The sequence below is a fragment of the Pseudomonas sp. B37(2017) genome (assembly GCF_002112885.1).
In the GTDB taxonomy this organism is placed as follows: Bacteria; Pseudomonadota; Gammaproteobacteria; order Pseudomonadales; family Pseudomonadaceae; genus Aquipseudomonas; species Aquipseudomonas paraglycinae.
Window position 1 is genome coordinate 194451 of record NZ_NEIX01000003.1, and the last position, 23743, is coordinate 218193.

Below are 23743 nucleotides of genomic sequence, written 5' to 3' on the forward strand. Positions count from 1 at the left end.
CGATCGCTATTTCAGAGGCGCCTCAACGGAAGCGGTCGACCTCTTGGCGCAGGTCGGCTGCCAGACCTTCCAGCTCCTTGGCGGTGATTGCCAGGTTCGACACCACTTCGCGCTGCTCGCTGTTGGCCATCGCGATGCTCTGCAGATTGCTGCTCAACAGCGTCGCGGTGCTGCTCTGTTCCTGGGTCGCGGTGGTGATCGCCGCAAACTGTTGCCCTGCCGAACGGCTCTGCTCATCGATCCGCGCCAGCGCCGAAGCTACATTGGCGTTACGCGACAGGCCTTCCTGCATCAGCACGTTGCCTTGTTCCATGGTGCTGATGGCGTTACCGGTTTCCTGCTGAATGCTGTGAATCATGCTGGAAATTTCATCTGTCGCCTGACGGGTACGCGAGGCCAGGCTGCGCACTTCGTCGGCCACCACGGCAAAGCCGCGACCTTGTTCACCGGCACGGGCTGCTTCGATTGCAGCGTTGAGTGCCAACAGGTTGGTCTGTTCGGCAATCGAGGTGATGACACCCACAATGCCGCCGATTTCCTGCGAGCGCTGACCGAGGGTGTTGATCACTGTCGCGGTGCTGTTCAACGCGCCGGCAATCTGCTCCAGCGAGGAAGACGCTTCTTCCATCGACGTGCGACCGATCTGGGTCTGCTGGGCATTTTCCTGGGCCAGACGCTGGGTGTTGCCCATGTTGTCGGCAATGTTCAGCGAGGTCGCGGAGAATTCCTCTACCGCGCCGGCCATGCTGGTGATTTCGCCAGACTGTTGTTCCATGCCTTCATACGCGCCGCCAGACAGACCGGACAGGGCTTGAGCCCGACGGTTGACCTCTTCCGAGGCGCGACGAATGTGCTCGACCATGGTCGACAGGGCCTGGCTCATCTGGTTGAACGCGCGAGCCAACTGGCCAATTTCGTCGTTGCTCGACACGCTCAGACGTACGCTCAGATCACCGGCACCCAAGGCTTCGGCCTGACGGACCAGATCACCCAGCGGCGCCAGCTTGCTGCGCAGCAACCAGACCACGGAACCGACCGCCAGCAGCATCGCCAGCAGACTGCCGATGGCCAGCTGAGTGCCGACGCTCCAGGTCACCGCGCGGATCTCGGCTTTCGGCATGCTCGCCACCACCGACCACGGGCCGCCTTCGAACGGCACGGCGATGCTGTAGAAGTCTTCGGACTTGTCGCTCCAGAACTGTCCTTTACCCGGTGCTTTCGCCAGACCGTTGATCACAGGAACCGCTTGATCCAGCGCCTGCACGCCGGCAGGCGCGACCAGCCACTGGTTCTTCTCGTCCAGCAGCGCCAGCGAGCCGGTCTGGCCGATGCGGAAGCGCTTGAGATTGGCGAACTGGGCGTTCTGCGCGTCGGTGTAATCGAAGCCGACGAACAACACGGCAATCACCTTGCCGCTGCTGTCACGCACCGGGGTGTACTGAGTCATGTAGGAACGATCGAACAGCAAGGCGCGACCGACGTAACCCTGCCCCGCCATCAATTTCGCATAGGCCGGGTGAGCGTGGTCAAGCACGGTGCCGATGGCGCGGGTGCCGTCCTGTTTGCTCAGAGAGGTGCTGACGCGGATGAAGTCTTCGCCGCTGCGCACGAACAGCGTGGCGACACCCGCCGTCATCTGTTTGAACTCGTCGACTTCCTTGAAGTTGTTGTTCAACACTTCGCTGCCCAGGTGCAGGCCCGGGGTCTGGGTGCCTGCGACATTGACCGGCTCGCTCGGATGAATGCTCAGGCCCGCGCTGAAGCGCTTCTCGAACAACCCGCTCAGGCGCTGGGTGCTTTCGCGCAGCGTGCCGTGAAAGGTGCTCAATTGGTCGGCGAGCAGACGCGCTTCACTGGCGAGGTGCTCCTCACGAGTGGCGAGGTTGGCGGTATCCAGCGAACGCAAAGCAAAGACGGTACTGCCGCTGATGACAATCGCCAGTATCACGGCGAGCGCGAGGCCCAGCTGCGAGGCGATCCGAGCGCGAGGTTGAGACATGGACAGCTCCTGGCCGAACTTCCGATCCTCCTTGATCGCAGCTCGGGTAATTTTCTAATGGGGGTGAATCGTGGTAACCGGCACGACGGTTCCACATGCACGTATTCGGCGGTAAAACCGAATACTTGAGCGAACAGCAGGGTTATGGCGAAAGGCCGGCATTGTGCAGGCTCGAACGATTCAGCTCAAGCGCGTGACCGCCGGCAGCGTCATGGCGCGGACTTCGCCTTGCAGGAAGTCGCTGAGGCGGCGCAAACGTTCACCTCCCGGACGGGTCTTTGGCCACACCAGGTAATAATTCAGTCCGCTGGCGACCGCCGTCGGCCACGGCAGACTCAAGCGTCCTTGCGCAACATCCTCGGCCACCATCAGCAGATCGCCCATGGAAACCCCATAGCCCCGAGCCGCCGCAATCATCCCCAGTTCCAGGGTATCGAACACCTGCCCGCCCTTGAGCGACACCTGATCCGACAGCCCCATGTGTTCCAGCCAACTGCGCCAGTCGCGGCGATCCGGCGTCGGGTGCAGCAGCTCGGCGCTGGCCAGCCGCGCCACGTCCCACGGCTGATCGTTGAGCAGGTTCGGCGCGCCGACCGGAATCAGCTCCTCCGGAAACAGCAGGCTGGCTTCCCAGTCTGGCGGGAAATGCCCGTCACTCAACAACACCGCGCAATCGAAGGGTTCGTTATTGAAGTCCACCGAATCCACGTCCATCCACGCGCTGGTCAGTTGCACCTCGTTGCCTGGCTGCAAATGGCGGAAACGACTGAGCCGCGCCAGCAACCAGCGCATGGTCAGGGTCGACGGGGCTTTCATGCGCAGGATGTCATCTTCCGCGCGCAAGGTATTGCAGGCCCGTTCCAGCGCGGCAAAGCCATCACGGATGCCCGGCAGCAGCAGGCGCGCCGACTCGGTCAGTTGCAGGTTGCGCCCGCTGCGGTGGAACAAGCGGCAGGCGAAATGCTCTTCGAGCGTACGAATATGTCGGCTCACCGCACTTTGAGTGATCGACAACTCTTCGGCTGCCCGGGTGAACGAACTGTGGCGGGCCGCCGCTTCGAATGCGCGCAGGGCATACAAGGGTGGAAGACGACGGGACATGCACAGCGCTCCTATGGCGGGATTGCGCCAACTTAGCAGAATCGCGGCAGGATGAGTTTTAATCATGCCACCCATCCTTTTTATCCCTTTGTGCAACCCGCGCCAAACCCTGAGAATCGACGGTCTCTTGCTCCCTCTTTTATAAGGATGTGAACGCCATGCAGCGTCCTGTGCGTACCGAACTCTGGGCCATCCTGCGGCTGGCGGGGCCGTTGATCGCCTCGCAGTTGGCGCACATGTTGATGGTGCTGACCGACACCTTGATGATGGCGCGCCTCAGTCCCGAAGCGCTGGCCGGTGGCGGTCTGGGCGCAGCGAGCTATTCGTTCGTGTCGATTTTCTGCATCGGCGTGATCGCGGCGGTCGGCACTCTGGTGGCGATTCGTCAGGGCGCCGGCGACATCATCGGCGCCGCCCGCCTGACTCAGGCCGGCCTGTGGCTGGCTTGGCTGATGGCGCTCGGTGCCGGGTTGTTGTTGTGGAATCTGAAACCGGTGCTGTTGCTGTTCGGCCAGACCGAGACCAACGTCAACGCCGCCGGGCAGTTCCTGATCGCCCTGCCCTTCGCCCTGCCCGGCTACCTGAGCTTCATGGCCCTGCGCGGTTTCACCAGCGCCATCGGCCGGGCAACGCCGGTGATGGTCATCAGCCTCGCCGGCACGGTGGCCAACTTCCTGCTCAATTACGCGCTGATCACCGGCATGTTCGGCCTGCCGAAACTCGGGCTGACCGGTATCGGCCTGGTCACGGCGATTGTCGCCAACTGCATGGCACTGGCGCTGGCATGGCATATCCGTCGGCATCCGGCCTACGACGCCTACCCATTGCGCGAGGGCCTGTCGCGGCCGAACCGGCAGTATCTGAAAGAACTCTGGCGCCTGGGTCTGCCGATCGGCGGCACCTACGCGGTGGAAGTCGGACTGTTCGCCTTCGCGGCGCTGTGCATGGGCACCATGGGCAGCACGCAACTGGCGGCGCACCAGATCGCCCTGCAAATCGTCTCGGTGGCGTTCATGGTTCCGGCGGGGATGTCGTATGCGATCACCATGCGCGTCGGCCAGCACTACGGCGCCGGGCAATTGAGCGATGCGCGGATGTCCGGGCGGGTCGGCATCGTCTTTGGTGCGGTGGTGATGCTGGGGTTTGCGATGGTGTTCTGGTTGTTGCCGAATCAACTGGTCGGTTTGTTCCTCGACCATAACGACCCGGCGTTTGCCGAGGTGATTCGTCTGGCGGTGAGCCTGCTGGCCGTGGCAGCGTGGTTCGAGCTGTTCGACGGCACGCAGACGATTGCCATGGGCTGCATTCGCGGGCTCAAGGATGCCAAGACCACATTCCTGGTCGGGCTCGGTTGCTATTGGCTGATCGGCGCGCCGGCGGCGTGGCTGATGGCGTTCCATCTGCACTGGGGGCCGACCGGCGTCTGGTGGGGCCTGGCGCTGGGGCTGGCGTGTGCGGCGGTGAGCCTGACGCTGGCGTTCGAATGGAAGATGAAGCGGATGATTCGGCTCGAGCCGCAACCTCAAGACTTCAAGATCGCTCAGCCCGAGTGAGTTTCACTGTGGGAGCGAGCTTGCTCGCGATAAGGGTGTGTCAGTGACTAATCGTTCGACTGATACTCCGCCATCGCGAGCAAGCTCGCTCCCACAGGGTCTTGAGGCTAAACCACGATTCCCAGCGGTGGCTGACTGGCATCAGCCACCAGATAATCAATCAGTTCCGCCAACGGCAACGGCTTGCTGATCAGGTAACCCTGCACCTGATCGCAACCGAACCCGCGAAGCAGATCCAGCTGCTCGCGGGTTTCCACCCCTTCGGCCACCACTTCCAGATGCAGGTTGTGCGCGAGGTTGATCATCGCGTGCACCAGTTTGCGGTTCTCTTCGCGCTGCTCCATGCCGCCGACGAAACTCTTGTCGATCTTCAGCAAGGTGATCGGCAGGCTGTTGAGGTGCACGAACGACGAGAACCCGGTGCCGAAGTCATCCAGCGAGAAACGCACGCCGAGGCGACCGAGAGCGTCCATGGTCTGCTTGACCAGATCGCTGCGGCGCATCACGGCGGTTTCGGTGAGTTCGAATTCCAGCCATTGCGCCTCGACACCGCGCTCGGCGATCAAGCGGCTGAGCGTCGGCAGCAACTGGCTGTCCTGAAACTGGCGGAACGACAGGTTGATCGCCATATGCAGCGCCGGCAATCCGCGTTCGCGCAACGCCTGCATATCGCGCAAGGCCCGGGAAATCACCCAGTAACCCAGCGGCACAATCAACCCACTTTGCTCGGCCAGCGGCACGAATTCGCTCGGCGGCAGCAAGCCGCGTTCGCTGTGACGCCAGCGGACCAGCGCTTCGAGGCCGACGATCTGGCCGTCCTGCAGGTTCAGACGCGGCTGGTAATGCAGCTCCAGCTCATCGCGACGCAAGGCCCGGCGCAGCTCGCTTTCGAGGTCGGCCATGCTTCGCGCGTTGCGGTTGATTCGTTCGTTGAAGATGTGAAAGGTGCAGCCCTGAGTGCTCTTGGCCTGCTGCATGGCGATGTGCGCGTGCCACATCAGCGGATCGGCGCCGCCCTGTGCTCGGGCATGGGCGATGCCGAGGCTGGAGCCTATCAGCAGGCTTTCGCCATCGACCCAGTAGGGTTCGGCCAAAGCCTCGGTGATGCGTTCGGCCATCCATTCGGCCCGTTGCGGGGCGCGGCGGGTATCGATCAGCAAGGCGAATTCGTCGCTGCCGAGGCGCGCCAGTTGATCGCCGACTTCCAGCTGACTTTTCAGGCGTGCGACGACTTGCAGGATCAGGCGGTCGCCGGCCTGGTGGCCGAGGGCGTCGTTGGCGTGGCGGAAGTTGTCGAGATCAAGATGCCCGAGGGCCAGGCCGCGGCCGTCGTTTTCGGCGAGGCGCGCCGTGAGCAGGGTCTGGAAGCCCTGACGGTTGGCGATGCCGGTCAGCGGATCCTGTTCGGCCAGGCGTTGCAGGGTGTTTTCCAGCACGCCACGTTCGCGCACATGCCGCAGGCAACGCCGGAGCATGCCGGCATCGAGGGCATCGAATACCAGCCAGTCGTTGACGCCGTCGGGCGCGGTCGCCGGTTCGTGTTCCAGAAGCAATACCGTCGGCAGACTGCAACGGCCGGGCGCCGGCTGCAACGCGGGAACGGTCAACAACACCGCGTGGCGGTTGTCTTCGAACAGGCTGCTGACCGACTCCCAGTTCGGCGCGCTGATCAGCACCGCCGCACTCCCCAACGGAGCCAGACACTCGCGCAATAACGCTGTCCACGCTGGCTCTTCGGCCAGTAGCAGCAAACGCAAGGGTTCGACAGGCGTAGTCAAGCTGACTCCCTAGACTCTGCAATGATGTGGGCGGCGGGCATTATGCCGTTGCGGCTACCAATGACCAAACGACAACGGTTATCAAAACGTTATTTTGTGTCACGAATGAGAACATTAGCCGCAAAATCACCGCGCATCCTGCGTGAAAGTAACAAAACCGGCAAATTTGAATCGCGTGCTGCGTCACAAGTCGGAGAGAGCAGCACAAATCGCTGAGCCTGTTAAAATGCCGGCCCATTTCGTCAACGACTCCCGAATTTTCGTATGTCCCGACTCAATCCCCGGCAGCAAGAAGCCGTGAACTACGTCGGCGGCCCTCTATTGGTGCTCGCCGGTGCTGGCTCCGGCAAGACCAGCGTGATCACGCGCAAGATTGCGCACCTGATCCAGAACTGCGGCATCCGTGCCCAGTACATCGTCGCCATGACCTTCACCAACAAGGCCGCGCGCGAGATGAAGGAACGGGTCGGCACGCTGCTGCGTGCCGGCGAAGGTCGCGGCCTGACGGTCTGCACCTTCCACAACCTGGGCCTGAACATCATCCGCAAGGAACATGAACGGCTGGGCTACAAACCCGGTTTCTCGATCTTCGACGAAACCGACGTCAAGTCGCTGATGACCGACATCATGCAGAAGGAATATGCAGGCGACGACGGCGTCGACGAGATCAAGAACATGATCGGCGCCTGGAAAAACGACCTGATCCTGCCGGCCCAGGCCCTGGAAAACGCCCGCAACCCCAAGGAACAGACCGCCGCCATCGTCTACACCCACTATCAGCGCACGCTCAAGGCGTTCAACGCGGTGGACTTCGACGACCTGATCCTGCTGCCGGTGAAACTCTTCGAAGAGCACGCCGACATCCTCGAAAAGTGGCAGAACAAGGTGCGTTACCTGCTGGTCGACGAATACCAGGACACCAACGCCAGCCAGTATTTGCTGGTGAAAATGCTCATCGGCAAGCGTAACCAGTTCACCGTGGTGGGCGACGACGACCAGTCGATCTACGCCTGGCGCGGCGCGCGGCCGGAAAACCTGATGCTGCTCAAGGACGACTACCCGTCCCTGAAAGTGGTGATGCTGGAGCAGAACTACCGCTCCACCAGCCGCATCCTGCGCTGCGCCAACGTGCTGATCTCGAACAACCCGCACGAATTCGAGAAGCAGCTGTGGAGTGAAATGGGCCACGGCGACGAGATCCGCGTGATCCGCTGCCGCAACGAGGACGCCGAAGCCGAGCGCGTGGCCATGGAAATCCTTAGCCTGCACTTGCGCACCGATCGCCCGTACAGTGATTTCGCGATCCTCTATCGCGGCAACTACCAGGCCAAGCTGATCGAGCTGAAACTGCAGCACCATCAGGTGCCGTACCGTCTGAGCGGCGGCAACAGCTTCTTCGGGCGTCAGGAAGTGAAAGACCTGATGGCCTACTTCCGCCTGATCGTGAACCCGGACGACGACAACGCCTTCCTGCGGGTGATCAACGTGCCGCGCCGCGAGATCGGCTCGACGACCCTGGAAAAGCTCGGCAACTACGCCACCGAACGCAAGATCTCGATGTACGCCGCCACCGACGAACTCGGCCTGGGCGAGCATCTGGACAGCCGCTTCACCGATCGCCTGTCGCGCTTCAAGCGCTTCATGGACAAGGTGCGCGAGCAGTGCGCCGGCGAAGACCCGATCTCCGCCCTGCGCAGCATGGTCATGGACATCGACTACGAGAACTGGCTGCGCACCAACAGCTCCAGCGACAAGGCTGCGGACTACCGGATGAGCAACGTCTGGTTCCTGATCGAAGCCTTGAAGAACACCCTGGAAAAAGACGAAGACGGCGAAATGACCGTCGAGGACGCCATCGGCAAACTGGTCCTGCGTGACATGCTCGAACGTCAGCAGGAAGAGGAAGACGGCGCCGAAGGCGTGCAGATGATGACGCTGCATGCGTCCAAGGGCCTGGAATTCCCTTACGTGTTCATCATGGGCATGGAAGAGGAAATCCTCCCGCACCGTTCCAGTATCGAAGCCGACACCATCGAAGAAGAACGCCGCCTGGCCTACGTGGGCATCACCCGCGCGCGCCAGACCCTCGCGTTTACCTTCGCCGCCAAGCGCAAACAGTACGGCGAGATCATCGACTGCGCGCCAAGCCGCTTCCTCGATGAACTGCCGCCGGACGACCTGGCCTGGGAAGGCAACGACGACACACCGACCGAAGTCAAAGCCGTGCGGGGCAACAGCGCATTGGCTGATATACGCGCGATGTTAAAGCGCTAGAATTGACCACTTTTTACTAGACCTTCGACGCACAAAGCGTCAAATGAGGACAGCTTCATGGAAGCATTGCACCAGAAAATCCGCGAACAAGGCATCGTGCTTTCCGACCAGGTCCTGAAGGTCGACGCCTTCCTGAACCACCAGATCGACCCGGCCCTGATGAAGCTGATCGGCGACGAATTCGCCACGCTGTTCAAGGATTCGGGCATCACCAAGATCGTCACCATCGAAGCCTCGGGCATCGCCCCGGCGATCATGACCGGTCTGAACCTCGGTGTGCCGGTGATCTTCGCCCGCAAGCAACAGTCCCTGACCCTGACTGAAAACCTGCTGTCGGCGACCGTCTACTCGTTCACCAAGAAGACCGAAAGCACCGTGGCCATCTCCCCGCGTCACCTGACCAGCAGCGACCGCGTGCTGATCATCGACGACTTCCTGGCCAACGGTAAGGCATCCCAGGCGCTGATCTCGATCATCAAACAGGCCGGCGCCACCGTCGCGGGCTTGGGCATCGTGATCGAGAAGTCGTTCCAGGGCGGCCGTGCGGAGCTGGATTCGCAGGGTTACCGCGTCGAGTCGCTGGCTCGCGTGAAGTCGCTGAAGGATGGTGTGGTGACTTTCATCGAGTAATCGCTGAAAGGCGCAAGCTTGCCGCAATAACTGTGGGAGCGGGCTTGCTCGCGAATGCGTCAGTTCAGTCTCCATCTTCGGTGTCTGACTAACCGCTTTCGCGAGCAAGCCCGCTCCCACAGTGGTTTTGTGCCGGGAGTTATTGCGCGGTAGCTTTGAGGCCGGTGAGGAGCAACCGCTGAAACAGGTCTTCCTTCAGACCTTCCGGGCTGGTGAGCTGCATGCGTGCCAGATGCTCCGGATACAGCGAAGCCTCAGGCGCATCCAGTGCTGCCTTGCCCAGTTCCAGAATCTCCGTCAGCTTGAATTTGCTCTTGAGCCAGTTCAGCGCCCGCAACAGATCCTTCTCGACCTCAGTGAAATCGCAACCCAGCGGATACTCCGGAAACAGGTTCGGATGCCGCGCGGCAATCGCCTGCAAGCGTTGCGGGGTGTTGTCGGTAAAGCGCGGATCGAGGCGGAAATCCTTCGGCAGCTTGCCGACTTTCTGCGCCTGCTCGATCAGGCCCTGCTGGAAGCGCGAGTCGCTGATGTTCAACAGCGCCTCGATCACCATCGCATCCGACTTGCCGCGCAGATCGGCGATGCCGTACTCGGTGACCACGATGTCGCGCAGGTGCCGTGGAATCGTGCAGTGGCCATACTCCCAGACGATGTTTGAACTGACATCGCCGCCGGATTCGCGCCAGCTGCGCAGCAGCAGGATCGAGCGCGCATCGTGCAGCGCATGGCCTTGGGCAACGAAGTTGTATTGCCCGCCGACGCCGCTGAGCACACGTCCATCCTCCAGTTGATCCGCCACCCCCGCCCCCAGCAGAGTCATGGTGAACACGGTATTGATGAACCGCGCATCCAGACGCTGCAGGCGTTTGAGCTCTTCCTGACCGTACAGCTCGTTGATGTAGCTGATGCGGGTCATGTTGAATTCAAGGCGTTTGCTCAGCGGTAATTCACGCAAGCGCTCATAGAAACTGCGCGGCCCGAGGAAGAAACCGCCGTGGATCGACAGGCCATCGGTTTGCGCCGCCTCGTCGAGAGTCCCGGCGTTGGCCTGCTCCTGGGTCTGCACATCCGGGTAGACCTTGCGCCGGATGATCCCGGCTTCGGCCAGCACCAGCAGGCCGTTGACGAACATTTCGCTGCAACCGTACAAGCCTTTGGCGAAGGGCTCGATGCCGCCCTCGTGTTCGATCAACTGCGCCCACTGGCTGAGGTTCACATCCGCCAGCAAGTCCAGGTATCCGGCGTTGTCGGCCTGACGCGCCAGCAACGCAGCGGTCAGCGCATCGCCCATCGAACCGATGCCGATCTGCAAGGTGCCGCCATCGCGTACCAACGTACTGGCGTGTAATCCGATGAAGTGATCCTGAAAGCCGACAGGCATGTTTGGCGTGGAAAACAGCGTGCTGCTGTCTTTCTCGTCGATCAGCAGGTCGAAGGTATCGATATCGACTTCGGCATCGCCCGGCATGTACGGCAGCTCGGTGTGCACCTGCCCGACCAGCAGGATCGTTTCCCCCGCCGCCCGGCGTTTGGCGATCATCGGGAACAGATCGAGGGTGATGTCCGGGTTGCAACTGAGGCTCAGGCGATCCGGATGTTCGCTGCTGCTGGCGAGCAACTGCGCCACCAGGTTCAGGCCGGCGGCGTTGATGTCGCGGGCGGCGTGGCTGTAGTTGCTGCTGACGTAATCCTGCTGGGCCGGCGCGCTGTTGAGCAGGCTGCCGGGCTGCATGAAAAATTGCTCGATTCGGATGTTGGACGGCAGGCTGTCGCGGTGCAGGTCGGCGAGAAATTCCAGTTCCGGGTAATCACCGAACACCCGCTCGACGAAGGGTTCGATGAAGCGCTTCTGCAAACCGTCGCCCAGGGCCGGACGGCCGAAGCACAGGGCGGTGTAGATCGTCAGCTGCCGGTCGGGCAACCCGGCGACCCGCCGGTACAGCGCGTTGACGAAGGGATTGGGTTTGCCCAGCCCCAGCGGCAGGCCCATGTGGATGTGCGCCGGCAACCGCGCCAGCACGTCGTCCACTGCCTGTTCGATCGAACACAACTGCACCATCTGAAGCCTCCTGCCCGTTCCGTGAATAGAGGTACGACCGAGATTGCCGGTTGTTTGCTGCAAAGAACAGCCTCAGGCCCAAATCGCGGGCACAAAAAAACCGTCCGGAGACGGTTTTTTTCGTCAGAAGCGCAGCTTATTTCAGGCCGGACATCTTCTGGATGGCGCCCTTCAGCTCGTCATCCGAGCAATCAGCGCAGGTGCCTTTCGGCGGCATGGCGTTGATGCCGGTGATGGCCTTGGCCAGGATGCCGTCGAGGCCGCCCTGGTGATCGGCGCGCTCTTTCCAGGCGGCGGCGTCACCGATTTTCGGTGCGCCCAACAGGCCGGTGCCGTGGCAAGCGTTGCAATGTTTGGCAATCACTTCGTCCGGCGTCTTGGCGCCGCCACCGCCGCCTGCCGAAGCAGCGACTTCCATCCCCTTGCACTCTTGCCCTTGAACACACACCTGGCCGACCGGCTCGAGGCGTTTGGCAATGTCGTCATTCGTCGCAGCTTGAGCGCTGACAGCCCAGAGGGCCAGTACGGTTGCTGGTGCAGCCAGCATTTTCATAATTAGGTTCACGCGTTCACCCTCAATGGTGGCTATTCACGCCTGCGGCCACGGTTCGCAGGCGGGCGCAAGTATAGCGGTTAGCCCGCTTCACTGAAACAACCCCAAAGTCGAAGGGGTTATATCGCGCTGTGGAAAAACGTTTCGGGTGCCTTCGCCGTATGGCCTGGCGCCTCTTTGTTTAAAAATTCGCCGGCGTGGCTGCGCTGATTAGTCGCGCCGGTGCATCGAACGGATTACGGAAACGATGCGGCTTGGTACTTTCAAAGTAGTAGCTGTCGCCGGCTTCGAGGATAAAAGTTTCAAGACCCACCACCAGCTCCAGACGACCTTCCACCAGAATTCCGGTTTCCTCGCCTTCGTGGGTGAGCATTTCTTCGCCGGTGTCGGCGCCCGGCGGGTAGATTTCATTGAGGAACGCGATGGCCCGGCTCGGGTGCGCGCGGCCGACCAGTTTCATGGTCACGGCGCCGTCGGAAATGTCGATCAGCTCGTTGGCCTTGTAGACGATCTGGGTCGGTTTTTCCTGCAGGATCTCTTCGGAAAAGAACTCGACCATGGACATGGGAATCCCGCCCAGAACTTTCCTCAGCGAACTGATCGAAGGGCTGACGCTGTTCTTTTCGATCATCGAAATGGTGCTGTTGGTGACGCCCGCGCGCTTGGCGAGTTCACGCTGGGAAAGCCCTTTGAGCTTGCGGATCGATTGCAGTCGTTCACCGACGTCCAAGGCTGGAGCCTCCTGATGCTGTAGAAATATTGAGCGTTATCATGGCGACAGCGTTCAGTATTTACAACACTTGGGCCCCGCTTGCGCTTCAACCCTCGGAATAGAGCCTTGGCACCCGGCGCAGGTTGCAGAAGATCTGGTACGGAATGGTGTCCGCCCACTTCGCCACGTCGCTGGCGAGGATGTTCTTGCCCCACAGCTCGACGGTCGAACCGAGGCCGGCTTGTGGCACGTCGGTCAGGTCGATGCACAGCATGTCCATCGACACCCGGCCAAGAATGCGGCTGCGCTGGCCGGCCACCAGCACCGGTGTGCCGGTCGGCGCCTGACGCGGATAACCATCGGCATAACCCATAGCGACCACGCCGATGCGCATCGGTTTGTCGGTGATGAATTTCGCACCGTAGCCCACCGGTTCGCCGGCCGGCAGCTCACGCACGCTGATGACTTTCGATTCCAGCGTCATCACCGGTTGCAGGCGCTCGGCCACGGCGTTGGCTTCTTCGAACGGGGTGGCGCCGTAGAGCATGATGCCCGGGCGCACCCAGTCGCTGTGAATCTGTGGCCAGCCCAGCACCGCCGGCGAATTGCGCAGGCTGACTTCAGCGGCCAGGCCCAGACGCGCGGCTTCGAATACCGCGACCTGATCGGCGCTGCTCTGCTCGTGCAGCTCATCGGCCCGGGCGAAGTGGCTCATCAGCACGACTTTCGCCACGTTGCCGCTGGCCAGCAAACGCTGGTAAGCCGCCGGGTAGTCCTTGGGATGCAGACCCACGCGGTGCATGCCCGAATCGAGCTTCAGCCATACGGTGATCGGTTTGCTCAACGCCGCCTGCTCGATCGCTTCGAGCTGCCACAGCGAATGCACCACGCACCAGAAATCGTGCTCGACGATAAGCGCCAGCTCATCGGCCTCGAAAAAGCCTTCGAGCAACAGCACCGGCGCGCGAATCCCGGCGGCACGCAGTTCCAGGGCTTCTTCGATGCACGCCACCGCGAAGCCGTCCGCTTCAGCCTCCAGCGCCTGGGCGCAACGCACGGCGCCATGGCCGTAGGCATCGGCCTTGATCACTGCCAGTGCCTTGGCACCGGTGACTTCACGGGCGATACGGTAGTTGTGACGCAGGGCTTGAAGGTCGATCAGGGCACGGGCAGGACGCATGGCAGCAGACTTCTTGGCGGTCATGGGAATAAAAACCGGCGCTGGCTGACGGCGTGAGCCGCCAACAGCACCGGGAGAGGGATCTTTACAACGGGTTACGGCAACGCGGCGACGATGGAGATCTCGACCAGGATGCTCGGCTTGGCCATCTTCGCTTCAACGGTGGCACGGGCCGGGGCGGCGCCCTTGGGCAGCCACTGATCCCACACCGAATTCATGCCGGCAAAGTGCGCCTCGATGTCGTTCAGGTAGATCGTCGCCGACAGCAGATGCTGCTTGTCGGTGCCGGCCAGATCGAGCAGGCGCTCGATGTTGGCGAGTACGTCGCGGGTCTGCTGTTCGACACCGGCGTTGAAGTCATCGCCGACCTGCCCGGACAGATACACCGTACCGTTGTGGCTGACGATCTGACTCATGCGCTCATTGGTGAGCTGGCGCTGGATTGCCATGCTTTGCGGACTCCTGGGTGGTGTTGCCATAACGGGAAATATCGAGGCCTTCGGCGCTGATCTGCGGCTTTTTCTTCGCCATCAGGTCAGCCAGCAAGCGACCGGAGCCGCACGCCATGGTCCAGCCGAGGGTGCCGTGACCGGTGTTCAGGAACAGATTCTTGAACGGGGTGGCGCCGACGATCGGCGTGCCATCCGGGGTAGTTGGGCGCAGGCCGGTCCAGAAGCTCGCTTCGGCCAGATTGCCGCCCTGAGGATAAAGGTCGTTGACGATCATCTCCAGGGTTTCGCGCCGACGCGGGTTCAGCGACAGGTCAAAACCGGCGATCTCCGCCATGCCGCCAACGCGGATGCGGTTGTCGAAACGGGTGATCGCGACCTTGTAGGTCTCGTCGAGAATGGTCGAAGTCGGTGCCATCGCCGGGTTGGTGATCGGCACGGTCAGCGAGTAGCCCTTCAACGGATACACCGGGGCCTTGATGCCCAGCGGCTTGAGCAGTTGCGGCGAGTAGCTGCCGAGGGCCAGCACGTAGCGGTCAGCGGTTTCCAGCTTGCCGTCGATCCACACGCCGTTGATGCGGTCACCGGCGAAGTCGAGGCGCTGGATGTCCTGGCCGAAGCGGAACTCCACACCGAGCTTGGTGGCCATTTCGGCGAGGCGGGTGGTGAAGATCTGGCAGTCGCCGGTCTGGTCGTTCGGCAGGCGCAGGGCACCGGCGAGGATGTCGGTGACACCGGCCAGCGCCGGTTCGACGCGGGCAATGCCGGCGCGGTCGAGGACTTCGAACGGTACGCCGGATTCTTTCAAAACGGCGATGTCCTTGGCGGCGTTATCCAGTTGCGCCTGGGTGCGGAACAACTGGGTCGTACCGAGGCTGCGGCCTTCGTAGGCGATGCCGGTTTCGGCGCGCAATTCGTCGAGGCAGTCGCGGCTGTACTCGGACAGACGCACCATGCGTTCCTTGTTCACCGCGTAACGGTTGGCGGTGCAGTTGCGCAGCATCTGCGCCATCCACAGGTACTGGTCGATGTCGGCGGTAGCCTTGATCGCCAGCGGCGCGTGGCGTTGCAACAGCCACTTGATGGCCTTGAGCGGCACGCCCGGCGCAGCCCACGGCGAGGCGTAGCCCGGCGAAACCTGGCCGGCGTTGGCGAAACTGGTCTCCATGGCCGCGGCGGGCTGCCGGTCGACCACCACCACTTCAAACCCGGCACGGGCCAGATAGTAAGCACTGGCGGTACCGATGACGCCGCTACCCAAGACCATAACGCGCATTTTGTATCCCTCATCGCGGCGTGCCGCGTACGTCTGTTGTTAGAGCAATGATGCGCGCAGTGTAAAAAAGATTAGCCAGTGCTTTTCACTGTATAAGCGCCTATATTTGGCGACAATTCTCGGCAAAAACCCTTTTCACGGAGGCGCATCCCCTATGCGTACCAACACTCAGACCAAACGTGAGCTGGACAAGATCGACCGCAACATCTTGCGGATCCTGCAGGCGGACGGGCGGATTTCATTCACCGAGCTGGGCGAGAAGGTCGGGCTCTCCACCACGCCATGTACCGAGCGGGTGCGGCGCCTGGAGCGCGAGGGGATCATCATGGGCTACAACGCCCGCCTGAATCCGCAGCACTTGAAGGGTAGTCTCCTGGTGTTCGTCGAGATCAGCCTCGACTACAAATCCGGTGATACTTTCGAAGAGTTCCGACGTGCGGTGCTGAAATTGCCCCACGTGCTGGAATGCCATCTGGTGTCAGGGGATTTCGACTATCTGGTGAAGGCGCGGATTTCCGAGATGGCCTCGTACCGCAAGCTGCTGGGCGACATCCTGCTCAAGCTGCCGCATGTGCGCGAGTCCAAGAGCTACATCGTGATGGAAGAAGTGAAAGAGAGCCTGAGCCTGCCGATTCCGGACTGATCGCTCAAACCAGCACCTGCCGGTTTTCAGCCATGTACTCGAACACCTGCTGCTCGACCCGTGGGTGAATCAGCTCCACCGGCCGCCGGCCGTTGGGGCACGGCAAGGTCTGGGTGGTGCCGAACAAACGGCAGATCAGCGGCCGCTCGTCATACACCGTGCAGCCATTCGGCCCCAGGTGCACACAGTTGAGCTCTTCCATGGCTGCGTCCTGCTCGGCGCGGGTCTTGCGCGGCAGGCGGGACATTTCCTCGGGCGAGGTGGTCACCGGCCCGCAACAGTCATGACAGCCCGGCACGCATTCGAACGTGGGAATCTGCTGACGCAGGGTGCGGATTTTCTGACTGTTGCAGCTCATTGCAGCGGTAACCGGAGCGAAATAGGCGGCAATTGTGCCGCAAAAGCCGTGATCCAGACACCACGGGCCGACCAATGTTGCCCGGCCTCGGGCCTGCGGCTTATGCTCCGTCAAATTTTCTCGACACCCGCTCAGGATGACGCCCATGAATGCCCGCGCCCAAGCCACCGCGAGCCAACCCCACGTTGCCTCTTATTACGCCGCCAGCAGCCTGCCGCAACCCGACCATCCGGTGTTGCAAGGTGAACTGATCGCGGACGTGTGCGTAGTCGGCGGCGGTTTCTCCGGGCTGAACACCGCGCTGGAACTGGCTGAACGGGGTTTGAGCGTGGTGTTGCTGGAGGCGCACCGGATCGGCTGGGGCGCCAGCGGCCGCAACGGCGGGCAGCTGATTCGCGGGGTCGGTCACGGCCTTGATCAGTTCGCCAACGTGATCGGCGCCGACGGCGTGCGTCAGATGAAACTCATGGGCCTGGAAGCGGTGGAAATCGTCCGCCAGCGCGTCGAAAAATTTCAGATCCCCTGCGACCTGACCTGGGGTTACTGCGACCTCGCGAACAAACCTTCCGACCTTGAAGGTTTTGCCGAAGACGCCGAAGAATTGCGCGGCCTCGGTTATCGCTACGAAACCCGTCTTCTGCAAGCCAACGAGATGCACACCGTGGTCGGCTCCAACCGCTACGTCGGCGGTTTGATCGACATGGGTTCCGGGCATTTGCACCCGCTGAATCTGGCACTCGGGGAAGCCGCAGCAGCGCAGCAACTCGGGGTGAAGCTGTTCGAGCAATCGGCGGTCACTCGCATCGACTACGGTCCTGAAGTCCGGGTGCATACAGCGCAAGGTTCGGTGCGGGCGAAGACCCTGGTGCTGGGCTGCAATGCCTATCTCAACAATCTGAATCCGCAACTCAGCGGCAAGGTGCTGCCGGCCGGCAGCTACATAATCGCCACCGAACCCCTGAGCGAAGAACAGGCCCACGCCCTGCTGCCGCAGAACATGGCAGTCTGCGACCAGCGAGTGGCGCTCGATTACTACCGGCTCTCGGCGGATCGGCGCCTTTTGTTCGGCGGCGCCTGCCATTACTCGGGGCGTGATCCGAAGGACATCGGCGCGTACATGCGGCCAAAGATGCTCGAAGTGTTTCCGCAGCTCGCTTCAGCGAAGATCGATTATCAGTGGGGCGGGATGATCGGCATCGGTGCCAACCGTCTGCCGCAGATTGGCCGGCTCACCGACCAGCCGAACGTGTATTACGCCCAGGCCTATTCCGGTCACGGGGTGAATGCCACGCACCTGGCGGGCAAGCTGCTGGCCGAGGCCATCAGCGGCCAGCACAGCGGCGGCTTCGACCTGTTCGCCAAAGTGCCACACATCACCTTCCCCGGCGGCAAGCATCTGCGTTCGCCGCTGTTGGCGTTGGGGATGTTGTGGCACCGACTTAAAGAGTTGGTCTGAGCTCGTTCCCACGCTCTGCGTGGGAATGCATCCAGTGACGCTCTGCGTCACAGCGGACGCGGAGCGTCCGGGGCGGCGTTCCCACGCAGAGCGTGGGAACGATCCTTCTAGATCCGCCAGAACGGCTTCAACCCCTCCTCCAGCGCCTGCTCGCGGGTCAGCCCGATGTCCTTGAGCTGCTCCGGCGTCAGACGCAGCAACGCCTTGCGCGTGTGCAGACGATGCCAGAACAGGCCCCAGCGACTCAGGCCGGACGGCGCATTGCGCATGATCTCGTTGCGCGCGTTGTCCTGTTGCCCTGCCTCCAGTTCCTGACTGTGTAACGTCAGCCGCACATCGCTCAAACCGTTCATTTTCATTGCTCCTGTTTACTTGGGTAGCCAGAGATTCCATGATGCGCGGGCGAGCAAAAGCATTACAGATTCAACACATCTGTATTATTTCCATACAGATTTGCTGTCTCTGAGACTGAATTGTCGATTTACGCCGCATCTGTACTGGTTTAACGAATCATCTGCATCGAGGCAGTGCCATGACGCTCTATGTGAACCTCGCCGAACTGCTCGGCACCCGCATCGAACAAGGCTTCTACCGTCCTGGTGATCGCCTGCCGTCGGTGCGCGCCTTGAGCGTAGAACACGGGGTCAGCCTGAGCACGGTGCAGCAGGCCTATCGCATGCTGGAAGACAGCGGCCTGGCCACGCCGAAACCCAAGTCCGGGTACTTCGTGCCGGTCGGTCGCGAGTTGCCGGAACTGCCGGCGGTCGGGCGTCCGGCACAGCGGCCGGTGGAAATTTCCCAGTGGGATCAGGTGCTGGAGCTGATTCGCGCGGTGCCGCGCAAGGACGTGGTGCAACTCGGTCGCGGCATGCCGGACATCTCGTCACCGACGATGAAACCGCTGCTGCGCGGGCTGGCCCGTATCAGCCGCCGTCAGGACATGCCCGGTCTGTATTACGACAACATCCACGGTACCCTCGAACTGCGCGAACAGATCGCCCGGCTGATGCTCGATTCCGGCTGCCAGTTGAGCGCCAGCGATCTAGTGGTCACCACCGGTTGCCACGAAGCGCTGTCCACCAGCATCCACGCGATCTGCGAGCCCGGCGACATCGTTGCGGTGGACTCGCCGAGCTTCCACGGCGCCATGCAGACCCTCAAAGGCCTGGGCATGAAAGCCCTGGAAATCCCCACCGACCCGCTCACCGGCATCAGCCTCGAAGCGCTGGAACTGGCGCTGGAGCAATGGCCGATCAAGGTCATCCAGCTCACACCCAACTGCAACAACCCGCTCGGCTACATCATGCCGGAGTCGCGCAAACGCGCCCTGCTCAACCTGGCCCAGCGCTTCGACGTGGCAATCATCGAGGACGATGTGTATGGCGAACTGGCTTACACCTACCCGCGTCCGCGCACGATCAAATCCTTCGACGAAGACGGCCGTGTCTTACTCTGCAGTTCGTTTTCCAAGACTCTCGCGCCGGGATTGCGCATCGGCTGGGTCGCGCCCGGTCGCTATCTCGAACGCGTGCTGCACATGAAATACATCAGCACGGGCTCTACAGCACCACAGCCGCAGATCGCCATCGCCGAATTCTTAAAGGCCGGGCACTTCGAACCGCATTTGCGGCGGATGCGCACGCAATACCAGCGCAATCGCGACGTGATGATCGACTGGGTAACGCGCTATTTCCCGGCCGGGACCCGCGCCAGCCGCCCGCAAGGCAGCTTCATGCTCTGGGTCGAACTGCCGGAAGGTTTTGATACGCTGAAACTGAATCGTGCGTTGCACGATCAGGGCGTACAGATTGCCGTCGGCAGCATCTTTTCCGCCTCGGGCAAGTACCGCAATTGCCTGCGCATGAACTACGCGGCCAAACCGACAGCGCTGATTGAGGAGGCGGTGCGCAAGGTCGGCGCGGCTGCGATCAAGCTGTTGGCCGAGGTCGATTAGTCCACCGTAAATGCGCCGTGACCTTCAAACCGCTCCGGATCGACGGGGCGGCTTGAGGCGTCATCGACCCGCGCATCCAGCTCCATCTCCACTTCCAGCAGGCTGCCCAGGGCACCGGCGTCCGCCTGCCATGGGACGACGTGTATACCCGGTCGCAGGAAATCACCCTCGAGCGTTTGGCCGGTGCCCAGCCGCCAGTGCACCGCCGCACCGTCGAGACGCACAGCCACGATACGCAGTTGCAACGTGCCCGCCGCCCAACGGAAACGTTGCGGATCAGCCGGGGGCGCGGCGAAAGCCCAGCGCATCAAGCGCACGTCGGGACAGTGCACCCGCAAGTGCACGCTGCGCAGACCAAAGCCCGGGCCCCGGCCATCAAGCGCCGTGCGTTGCAGCAGGTCGGCGCGCGTTGCGCTACCCAGGTTCACGCTCGCGGGCGACAGGCTTGACTGACACGCTTCGGCGCCCGACGCCGGTTCAAATACCAGGCACAGCAGCACGACCAGGACCAGCAGAAATTTCATCAGATGCACTCGTTCAGGACAGCTCGGCCGGCGCGCAGGTGGCATCGACCCGCTCGATGAGCGCGCTGTCGTCAGGGGATTCGGAAAGCGGGAAACGCAACTCGCACCGCGTGTTGTCAGGAAGCTGCACATGCAGACGCTGACCGGCTTTTGCGTCGGGCAGAAAAATCGTTCCGGCATCCTGGACCGTTGTCAGGTAGCGGCCCTGCTCATCGTGAACACTCAACCCCTTGGCCAGCCATTGCCGGTCGACGGTCATGGCGTTGAGCAACAATCGCCGGACGGTGACGAGGGAAAAGTCCAGATGCTGCACCGACCCACGGGCCGGCTGCACTTCCTTCACCCCGTCGAGCACTTCGACGTTGCGCGACAGGCTGAGCGGGTCGATTTCCAGCCGTGCGGTCGACCAGGCGGGCAGGCTCGCCGCGACTGCGTGACCCGAACCATCGGTCCAGACCGGTCCTTGGGGCGTGTTCAGTTTTACGCCTGATCGATCACCGGCCTTGAGTACGCCGAAGGTGTCGCGCAGGGGATAAGGCGACAAGGTTGCGCCGTCGCGATGCAGCGCCACACCACCGCGCAGCCCCACGTCGTAATCGGTCGCGCCGGATCGCTGGCCGACGCCGACGTCCAGGCTGGTGTAGCGCGGCAGCGCATTGAAACGCACGCCGTAACTGGCCGCAGTCTCATCGCGGTACTCCGCGTTGGCGCTGTAGGCCAGGTTTTCACCCAGTACGTCGCTGACGGCCACGCCCCGGCGCAGGCCGGATCGATCATCACGGCGCAAATAGCCGCGCAGCCTTCGCTGGCCACCGAGCGCCATTCCCAGCGTCAGGTAAGCGGAGTTGCCCAGGCGATCAGATGCCGTGTCGCCGATGGCACGTTCCAGGTTCAACGAAAGGCTGATGCGCTCGGGCAATGTGCGCGACCACGAGAGGCCAAGACGCGACTGCGACGGCTCACCCTGAGTCGAATATCGCGACCAGGTCGCCCCGAATGCACCCCATTGATCCACCGAGCCGGTGAGAGAAAACACCAGGTGATCGCGACCGGGGGATTCGGCCCGGTGGAGCTCCTGATCCCAGCCGGTGTCTGACAGCGTGCGAAAATTCCGGCTCTGGCGCACCGCGACCAGGCTCGTCGACAGGCTCTCGGACAGCGGCGCACTGAGCGTCAGTTGCGTCTGGCTGCCTCCCGCGCCACTGGAGCGGTCATCGGACAGCACCTGTCGCAGGCCCATTGCGTAGCCGCCGGCCCACTGCCGCTGCAGGCCCCAGCCTGTCGACAGGTAGTCAGTTGCCGCGAGCAAACCGGCGCTCAGTCGGGTGGCCTGCCCCCAATCCCAATCTTTGCTGAACGCGGTGAAAGAAGGCGTCTGTCGGTCGTCCGAGCCCAGCCGTCGCACCGTGCCCAGCGCAAAGTTGAACCCGCTCGGCCCGGCCCATTGAGCTTCATGGAGGCTGGCCGCCGGCACGCGCAAGCGCCGCGCCTGCCCATCCTGTTCGTGGACAGTCACCTCCAGATCAATCCGGTTGCTCAGCAGCGGCAGTGCTCGCAGCGTGAACGGCCCACTCGGCACCATGGTGGTGTAGATCAACACGCCGTTCTGCCGGACTTCAATGCGGGCCGGCGAATACGCGACACCTTCCACCTGCCCGCGCGCGCCGTCCTGCGCCGCGCGCAACTGGGTGAATGCCGCTTCCGGCACGATCTGCACGCCGTTGAAGGATTCGCCGGCAAACAAGCTCGACGCGAGATTCAATTGCCCGACCTGCAGGCTGGCTTCGGCGTCCTCCAGGGTACGCGCACCGTAGGCATACAGGTGCTCGAACCGTGAGTTGCCGGACGTCGACGTGTAGGACTGTCGGCTGCGCAGCACCCATTCCCCGGCATTCAGGCCGACCTCCGAACCGAGGCTTTGAAACCTGTCGTGCCGGCCTTCATGCTGACTGCCGACCATCAACGCGTCGTAGTTGAAAACGCCGGCCGTACCACCATGGACGAAGTTGTTTGGCGCACGCTCCGCCAGCATCAGAATGTCGGTCGGTACCAGCAGGTCAATCCGTTCGCGTCCTGGGTCCAGTCGCACGATTGCTTCGGGAAATCCCTCCGCCAGCGTCATGCACTGCTCCGGTCGCAACTTGTCCATCGAGGTTGGCGGGCGTACTCCCGCAACGTTCAGCCATTGGGGGTGCAGGCACAGCTCGCCGAGCTCGTTGAACGCCACCCGCACACGGCCTCGGGTATGTCCGTTGACCTCAAGCGCTACGGAATGCTCGCCTTGGATGAAGCGCGGCGCTTCACGAAAGTACGCCGCCAACGCGGGATCGATGCCACGGTCTCTCAACACGCGGGCGTCGAACTCCAGTGACTCGGCCGCCAGCGCACTGCAGTTGGCCGCAAGCAGCAACACGCTCCAACGAACGCAGACCTTCATCAGCGGGTAACCGGCGCGTCGTAATGGTCGACCGCGAAGCCGTAGGTGGTGGCCGGGAAGATCCTCACTGCCATCGTCTGGGCCGAGGTGTGCAAGGGCAACTCGGCGTGCAGGCGCTCGCCGGGCAGGATGTAAGTCTTGGGCAGGTTCACCGAGCGTGTGCCCGGCAGAGGCACAATCGTTTTCGCCAGCCGCACCACGTAAGGGCTCGAATTGACGACCTGTACACCGTTGGCATCCATTGACCAGGTCAGCCGCTTCCAGGGCTCACGTTCGACCGGCAATCCGGCAGGGCGCAAAATCACTGGCAGGTTCTGGCGTACACCGAGAGCAACCCGGGCTCCGGCAGCGTCACTGGCCGGACTGATCCCCTCAAAGATCACCCGCTTGAGGCGTTCGGTTTTCAACGGTTGCCGGTTTTGCAGAATGAATCGCACTTGCTGAATGCCGCCCGGTTCGACCCGGGCAATGGGCGGGGTGAAGATCAGCAGTACATCGTCGCGGTCCTCGATGTTCTCAACAGTGGTGTGCAGCAGTGCGGGATGCGTGTCGGTATTGCGCACGTTCATCACCGCCTCGCCCATGCCCTCCTCGACCAACAGCACCGGCGTCTGCGGAACCATTCCGGCGGCGTGGGCCAGCGGCATTGAAAACCATGCGGACAGGCACAGCGGCGCCGTCCTGAGAACAGACTTGAAAGAAATGAGCATCGGGATAATCCGTGAAATCCTGGATGCGATCCGGCAGATGCCGGACCGCGCTCGCGTGCGTCAGTCAGTCCCGGTGCGTGAGAGGCACCGGGAC

Annotated in this window: 20 protein-coding genes; 6 read left to right on the forward strand and 14 right to left on the reverse strand. The window is 62.3% G+C overall.

The genetic code is table 11. The features are described from left to right. Nucleotides 1-22 precede the first annotated feature (22 nt). Both CAF90_RS10185 and CAF90_RS10190 read right to left on the reverse strand, forming a co-directional pair. Nucleotides 23-1999: a methyl-accepting chemotaxis protein gene (locus tag CAF90_RS10185; RefSeq protein ID WP_085606081.1), complete on the reverse strand. Its 1977-nt coding sequence runs from the start codon at nucleotides 1997-1999 to the stop codon at nucleotides 23-25. Nucleotides 2000-2179: 180 nt separating this feature from the next. Further along, a complete protein-coding gene (locus CAF90_RS10190) occupies nucleotides 2180-3100 on the reverse strand; it encodes a LysR substrate-binding domain-containing protein (RefSeq protein WP_085606083.1) in 921 nt (306 codons plus the stop codon). A 158-nt stretch (nucleotides 3101-3258) separates the two neighbouring features. Between CAF90_RS10190 and CAF90_RS10195 the strand changes: the two genes are divergently transcribed. Then, entirely contained in the window at nucleotides 3259-4653 is a 1395-nt protein-coding gene (locus tag CAF90_RS10195; protein ID WP_085606085.1) for a NorM family multidrug efflux MATE transporter, read from the forward strand. Nucleotides 4654-4760: 107 nt separating this feature from the next. Here CAF90_RS10195 and CAF90_RS10200 read toward each other — a convergent pair whose 3' ends face one another. Next, nucleotides 4761-6431 carry a bifunctional diguanylate cyclase/phosphodiesterase gene (locus CAF90_RS10200; RefSeq protein ID WP_085606087.1) on the reverse strand — a complete coding sequence of 557 codons (1671 nt, stop codon included), beginning with the start codon at nucleotides 6429-6431 and terminating at the stop codon, nucleotides 4761-4763. Nucleotides 6432-6695: 264 nt separating this feature from the next. On the opposite strand from CAF90_RS10200, the gene rep reads away from it, so the two are divergent. After that, entirely contained in the window at nucleotides 6696-8705 is a 2010-nt protein-coding gene (rep, locus tag CAF90_RS10205; RefSeq protein ID WP_007954499.1) for a DNA helicase Rep, read from the forward strand. A 57-nt stretch (nucleotides 8706-8762) separates the two neighbouring features. Continuing rightward, a complete protein-coding gene (locus CAF90_RS10210; protein WP_003229440.1) occupies nucleotides 8763-9335 on the forward strand; it encodes a xanthine phosphoribosyltransferase in 573 nt (190 codons plus the stop codon). Between the two features lie 139 nt (nucleotides 9336-9474). On the opposite strand, the gene CAF90_RS10215 is transcribed toward CAF90_RS10210, so the two are convergent. From CAF90_RS10215 to dadA, 6 genes are all read right to left on the reverse strand, one after another. Next, the gene (locus CAF90_RS10215) at nucleotides 9475-11397 is read right to left on the reverse strand and encodes an acetyl-CoA hydrolase/transferase C-terminal domain-containing protein (protein WP_085606089.1); all 1923 of its coding nucleotides are present in this window, start codon (nucleotides 11395-11397) and stop codon (nucleotides 9475-9477) included. A 136-nt stretch (nucleotides 11398-11533) separates the two neighbouring features. Continuing rightward, entirely contained in the window at nucleotides 11534-11950 is a 417-nt protein-coding gene (locus CAF90_RS10220; protein ID WP_085606091.1) for a cytochrome c5 family protein, read from the reverse strand. A gap of 181 nt (nucleotides 11951-12131) precedes the next feature. Next, nucleotides 12132-12680, reverse strand: a complete 549-nt coding sequence (locus CAF90_RS10225) for a cupin domain-containing protein (protein ID WP_003229444.1) — start codon at nucleotides 12678-12680, stop codon at nucleotides 12132-12134. A gap of 88 nt (nucleotides 12681-12768) precedes the next feature. After that, the gene (alr, locus tag CAF90_RS10230) at nucleotides 12769-13842 is read right to left on the reverse strand and encodes an alanine racemase (RefSeq protein ID WP_085606092.1); all 1074 of its coding nucleotides are present in this window, start codon (nucleotides 13840-13842) and stop codon (nucleotides 12769-12771) included. A gap of 95 nt (nucleotides 13843-13937) precedes the next feature. Continuing rightward, the gene (locus CAF90_RS10235; protein ID WP_039765240.1) at nucleotides 13938-14291 is read right to left on the reverse strand and encodes a RidA family protein; all 354 of its coding nucleotides are present in this window, start codon (nucleotides 14289-14291) and stop codon (nucleotides 13938-13940) included. Further along, a complete protein-coding gene (gene dadA, locus CAF90_RS10240; protein ID WP_007954487.1) occupies nucleotides 14263-15567 on the reverse strand; it encodes a D-amino acid dehydrogenase in 1305 nt (434 codons plus the stop codon). The genes CAF90_RS10235 and dadA overlap by 29 nt, the downstream gene beginning before the upstream one ends. A 154-nt stretch (nucleotides 15568-15721) precedes the next feature. Between dadA and CAF90_RS10245 the strand changes: the two genes are divergently transcribed. Continuing rightward, nucleotides 15722-16210 (forward strand): Lrp/AsnC ligand binding domain-containing protein, encoded by a 489-nt coding sequence (locus CAF90_RS10245; RefSeq protein ID WP_003177284.1) that lies wholly within the window; start codon nucleotides 15722-15724, stop codon nucleotides 16208-16210. A 4-nt stretch (nucleotides 16211-16214) separates the two neighbouring features. Here CAF90_RS10245 and CAF90_RS10250 read toward each other — a convergent pair whose 3' ends face one another. Then, nucleotides 16215-16568 carry a YkgJ family cysteine cluster protein gene (locus CAF90_RS10250; RefSeq protein WP_085606094.1) on the reverse strand — a complete coding sequence of 118 codons (354 nt, stop codon included), beginning with the start codon at nucleotides 16566-16568 and terminating at the stop codon, nucleotides 16215-16217. Nucleotides 16569-16713: 145 nt separating this feature from the next. On the opposite strand from CAF90_RS10250, the gene CAF90_RS10255 reads away from it, so the two are divergent. Then, nucleotides 16714-18024 carry an FAD-binding oxidoreductase gene (locus tag CAF90_RS10255; RefSeq protein WP_085606096.1) on the forward strand — a complete coding sequence of 437 codons (1311 nt, stop codon included), beginning with the start codon at nucleotides 16714-16716 and terminating at the stop codon, nucleotides 18022-18024. A 107-nt stretch (nucleotides 18025-18131) separates the two neighbouring features. Here the strand turns inward: CAF90_RS10255 and CAF90_RS10260 are convergent, their stop codons facing one another. After that, a complete protein-coding gene (locus CAF90_RS10260) occupies nucleotides 18132-18377 on the reverse strand; it encodes a DUF1127 domain-containing protein (protein ID WP_007954481.1) in 246 nt (81 codons plus the stop codon). Nucleotides 18378-18556: 179 nt separating this feature from the next. On the opposite strand from CAF90_RS10260, the gene CAF90_RS10265 reads away from it, so the two are divergent. Further along, entirely contained in the window at nucleotides 18557-19978 is a 1422-nt protein-coding gene (locus tag CAF90_RS10265) for a PLP-dependent aminotransferase family protein (protein WP_007954479.1), read from the forward strand. Here CAF90_RS10265 and CAF90_RS10270 read toward each other — a convergent pair. Genes CAF90_RS10270 through CAF90_RS10280 form a run of 3 tightly spaced genes read right to left on the reverse strand, consistent with a single transcriptional unit; the run spans nucleotide 19975 to nucleotide 23649 of the window. Further along, nucleotides 19975-20502, reverse strand: a complete 528-nt coding sequence (locus CAF90_RS10270) for a hypothetical protein (RefSeq protein WP_085606098.1) — start codon at nucleotides 20500-20502, stop codon at nucleotides 19975-19977. The two genes, CAF90_RS10265 and CAF90_RS10270, sit on opposite strands and share 4 nt — an antisense overlap. A gap of 13 nt (nucleotides 20503-20515) precedes the next feature. After that, nucleotides 20516-22939 carry a fimbria/pilus outer membrane usher protein gene (locus tag CAF90_RS10275; RefSeq protein WP_085606100.1) on the reverse strand — a complete coding sequence of 808 codons (2424 nt, stop codon included), beginning with the start codon at nucleotides 22937-22939 and terminating at the stop codon, nucleotides 20516-20518. Continuing rightward, nucleotides 22939-23649, reverse strand: coding sequence for a fimbria/pilus chaperone family protein (locus tag CAF90_RS10280; protein WP_085606102.1), 711 nt, complete (start codon nucleotides 23647-23649; stop codon nucleotides 22939-22941). The genes CAF90_RS10275 and CAF90_RS10280 overlap by 1 nt, the downstream gene beginning before the upstream one ends. Nucleotides 23650-23743: the final 94 nt, after the last annotated feature.

What these genes read in the sequence shown, in the direction of transcription:
- CAF90_RS10190 (WP_085606083.1), bottom strand. Translation starts at nt 3,100, where the DNA reads ATGTCCCGTCGTCTTCCACCCTTGTATGCCCTGCGCGCATTCGAAGCG.
- CAF90_RS10275 (WP_085606100.1), bottom strand. Translation starts at nt 22,939, where the DNA reads ATGAAGGTCTGCGTTCGTTGGAGCGTGTTGCTGCTTGCGGCCAACTGC.
- alr (WP_085606092.1), bottom strand. Translation starts at nt 13,842, where the DNA reads ATGCGTCCTGCCCGTGCCCTGATCGACCTTCAAGCCCTGCGTCACAAC.
- CAF90_RS10255 (WP_085606096.1), top strand. Translation starts at nt 16,714, where the DNA reads ATGAATGCCCGCGCCCAAGCCACCGCGAGCCAACCCCACGTTGCCTCT.
- CAF90_RS10260 (WP_007954481.1), bottom strand. Translation starts at nt 18,377, where the DNA reads ATGAACGGTTTGAGCGATGTGCGGCTGACGTTACACAGTCAGGAACTG.
- CAF90_RS10265 (WP_007954479.1), top strand. Translation starts at nt 18,557, where the DNA reads ATGACGCTCTATGTGAACCTCGCCGAACTGCTCGGCACCCGCATCGAA.
- CAF90_RS10215 (WP_085606089.1), bottom strand. Translation starts at nt 11,397, where the DNA reads ATGGTGCAGTTGTGTTCGATCGAACAGGCAGTGGACGACGTGCTGGCG.
- CAF90_RS10250 (WP_085606094.1), bottom strand. Translation starts at nt 16,568, where the DNA reads ATGAGCTGCAACAGTCAGAAAATCCGCACCCTGCGTCAGCAGATTCCC.
- CAF90_RS10245 (WP_003177284.1), top strand. Translation starts at nt 15,722, where the DNA reads ATGCGTACCAACACTCAGACCAAACGTGAGCTGGACAAGATCGACCGC.
- CAF90_RS10280 (WP_085606102.1), bottom strand. Translation starts at nt 23,649, where the DNA reads ATGCTCATTTCTTTCAAGTCTGTTCTCAGGACGGCGCCGCTGTGCCTG.
- CAF90_RS10210 (WP_003229440.1), top strand. Translation starts at nt 8,763, where the DNA reads ATGGAAGCATTGCACCAGAAAATCCGCGAACAAGGCATCGTGCTTTCC.
- CAF90_RS10195 (WP_085606085.1), top strand. Translation starts at nt 3,259, where the DNA reads ATGCAGCGTCCTGTGCGTACCGAACTCTGGGCCATCCTGCGGCTGGCG.
- CAF90_RS10235 (WP_039765240.1), bottom strand. Translation starts at nt 14,291, where the DNA reads ATGGCAATCCAGCGCCAGCTCACCAATGAGCGCATGAGTCAGATCGTC.
- rep (WP_007954499.1), top strand. Translation starts at nt 6,696, where the DNA reads ATGTCCCGACTCAATCCCCGGCAGCAAGAAGCCGTGAACTACGTCGGC.
- dadA (WP_007954487.1), bottom strand. Translation starts at nt 15,567, where the DNA reads ATGCGCGTTATGGTCTTGGGTAGCGGCGTCATCGGTACCGCCAGTGCT.
- CAF90_RS10220 (WP_085606091.1), bottom strand. Translation starts at nt 11,950, where the DNA reads ATGAAAATGCTGGCTGCACCAGCAACCGTACTGGCCCTCTGGGCTGTC.
- CAF90_RS10270 (WP_085606098.1), bottom strand. Translation starts at nt 20,502, where the DNA reads ATGAAATTTCTGCTGGTCCTGGTCGTGCTGCTGTGCCTGGTATTTGAA.
- CAF90_RS10185 (WP_085606081.1), bottom strand. Translation starts at nt 1,999, where the DNA reads ATGTCTCAACCTCGCGCTCGGATCGCCTCGCAGCTGGGCCTCGCGCTC.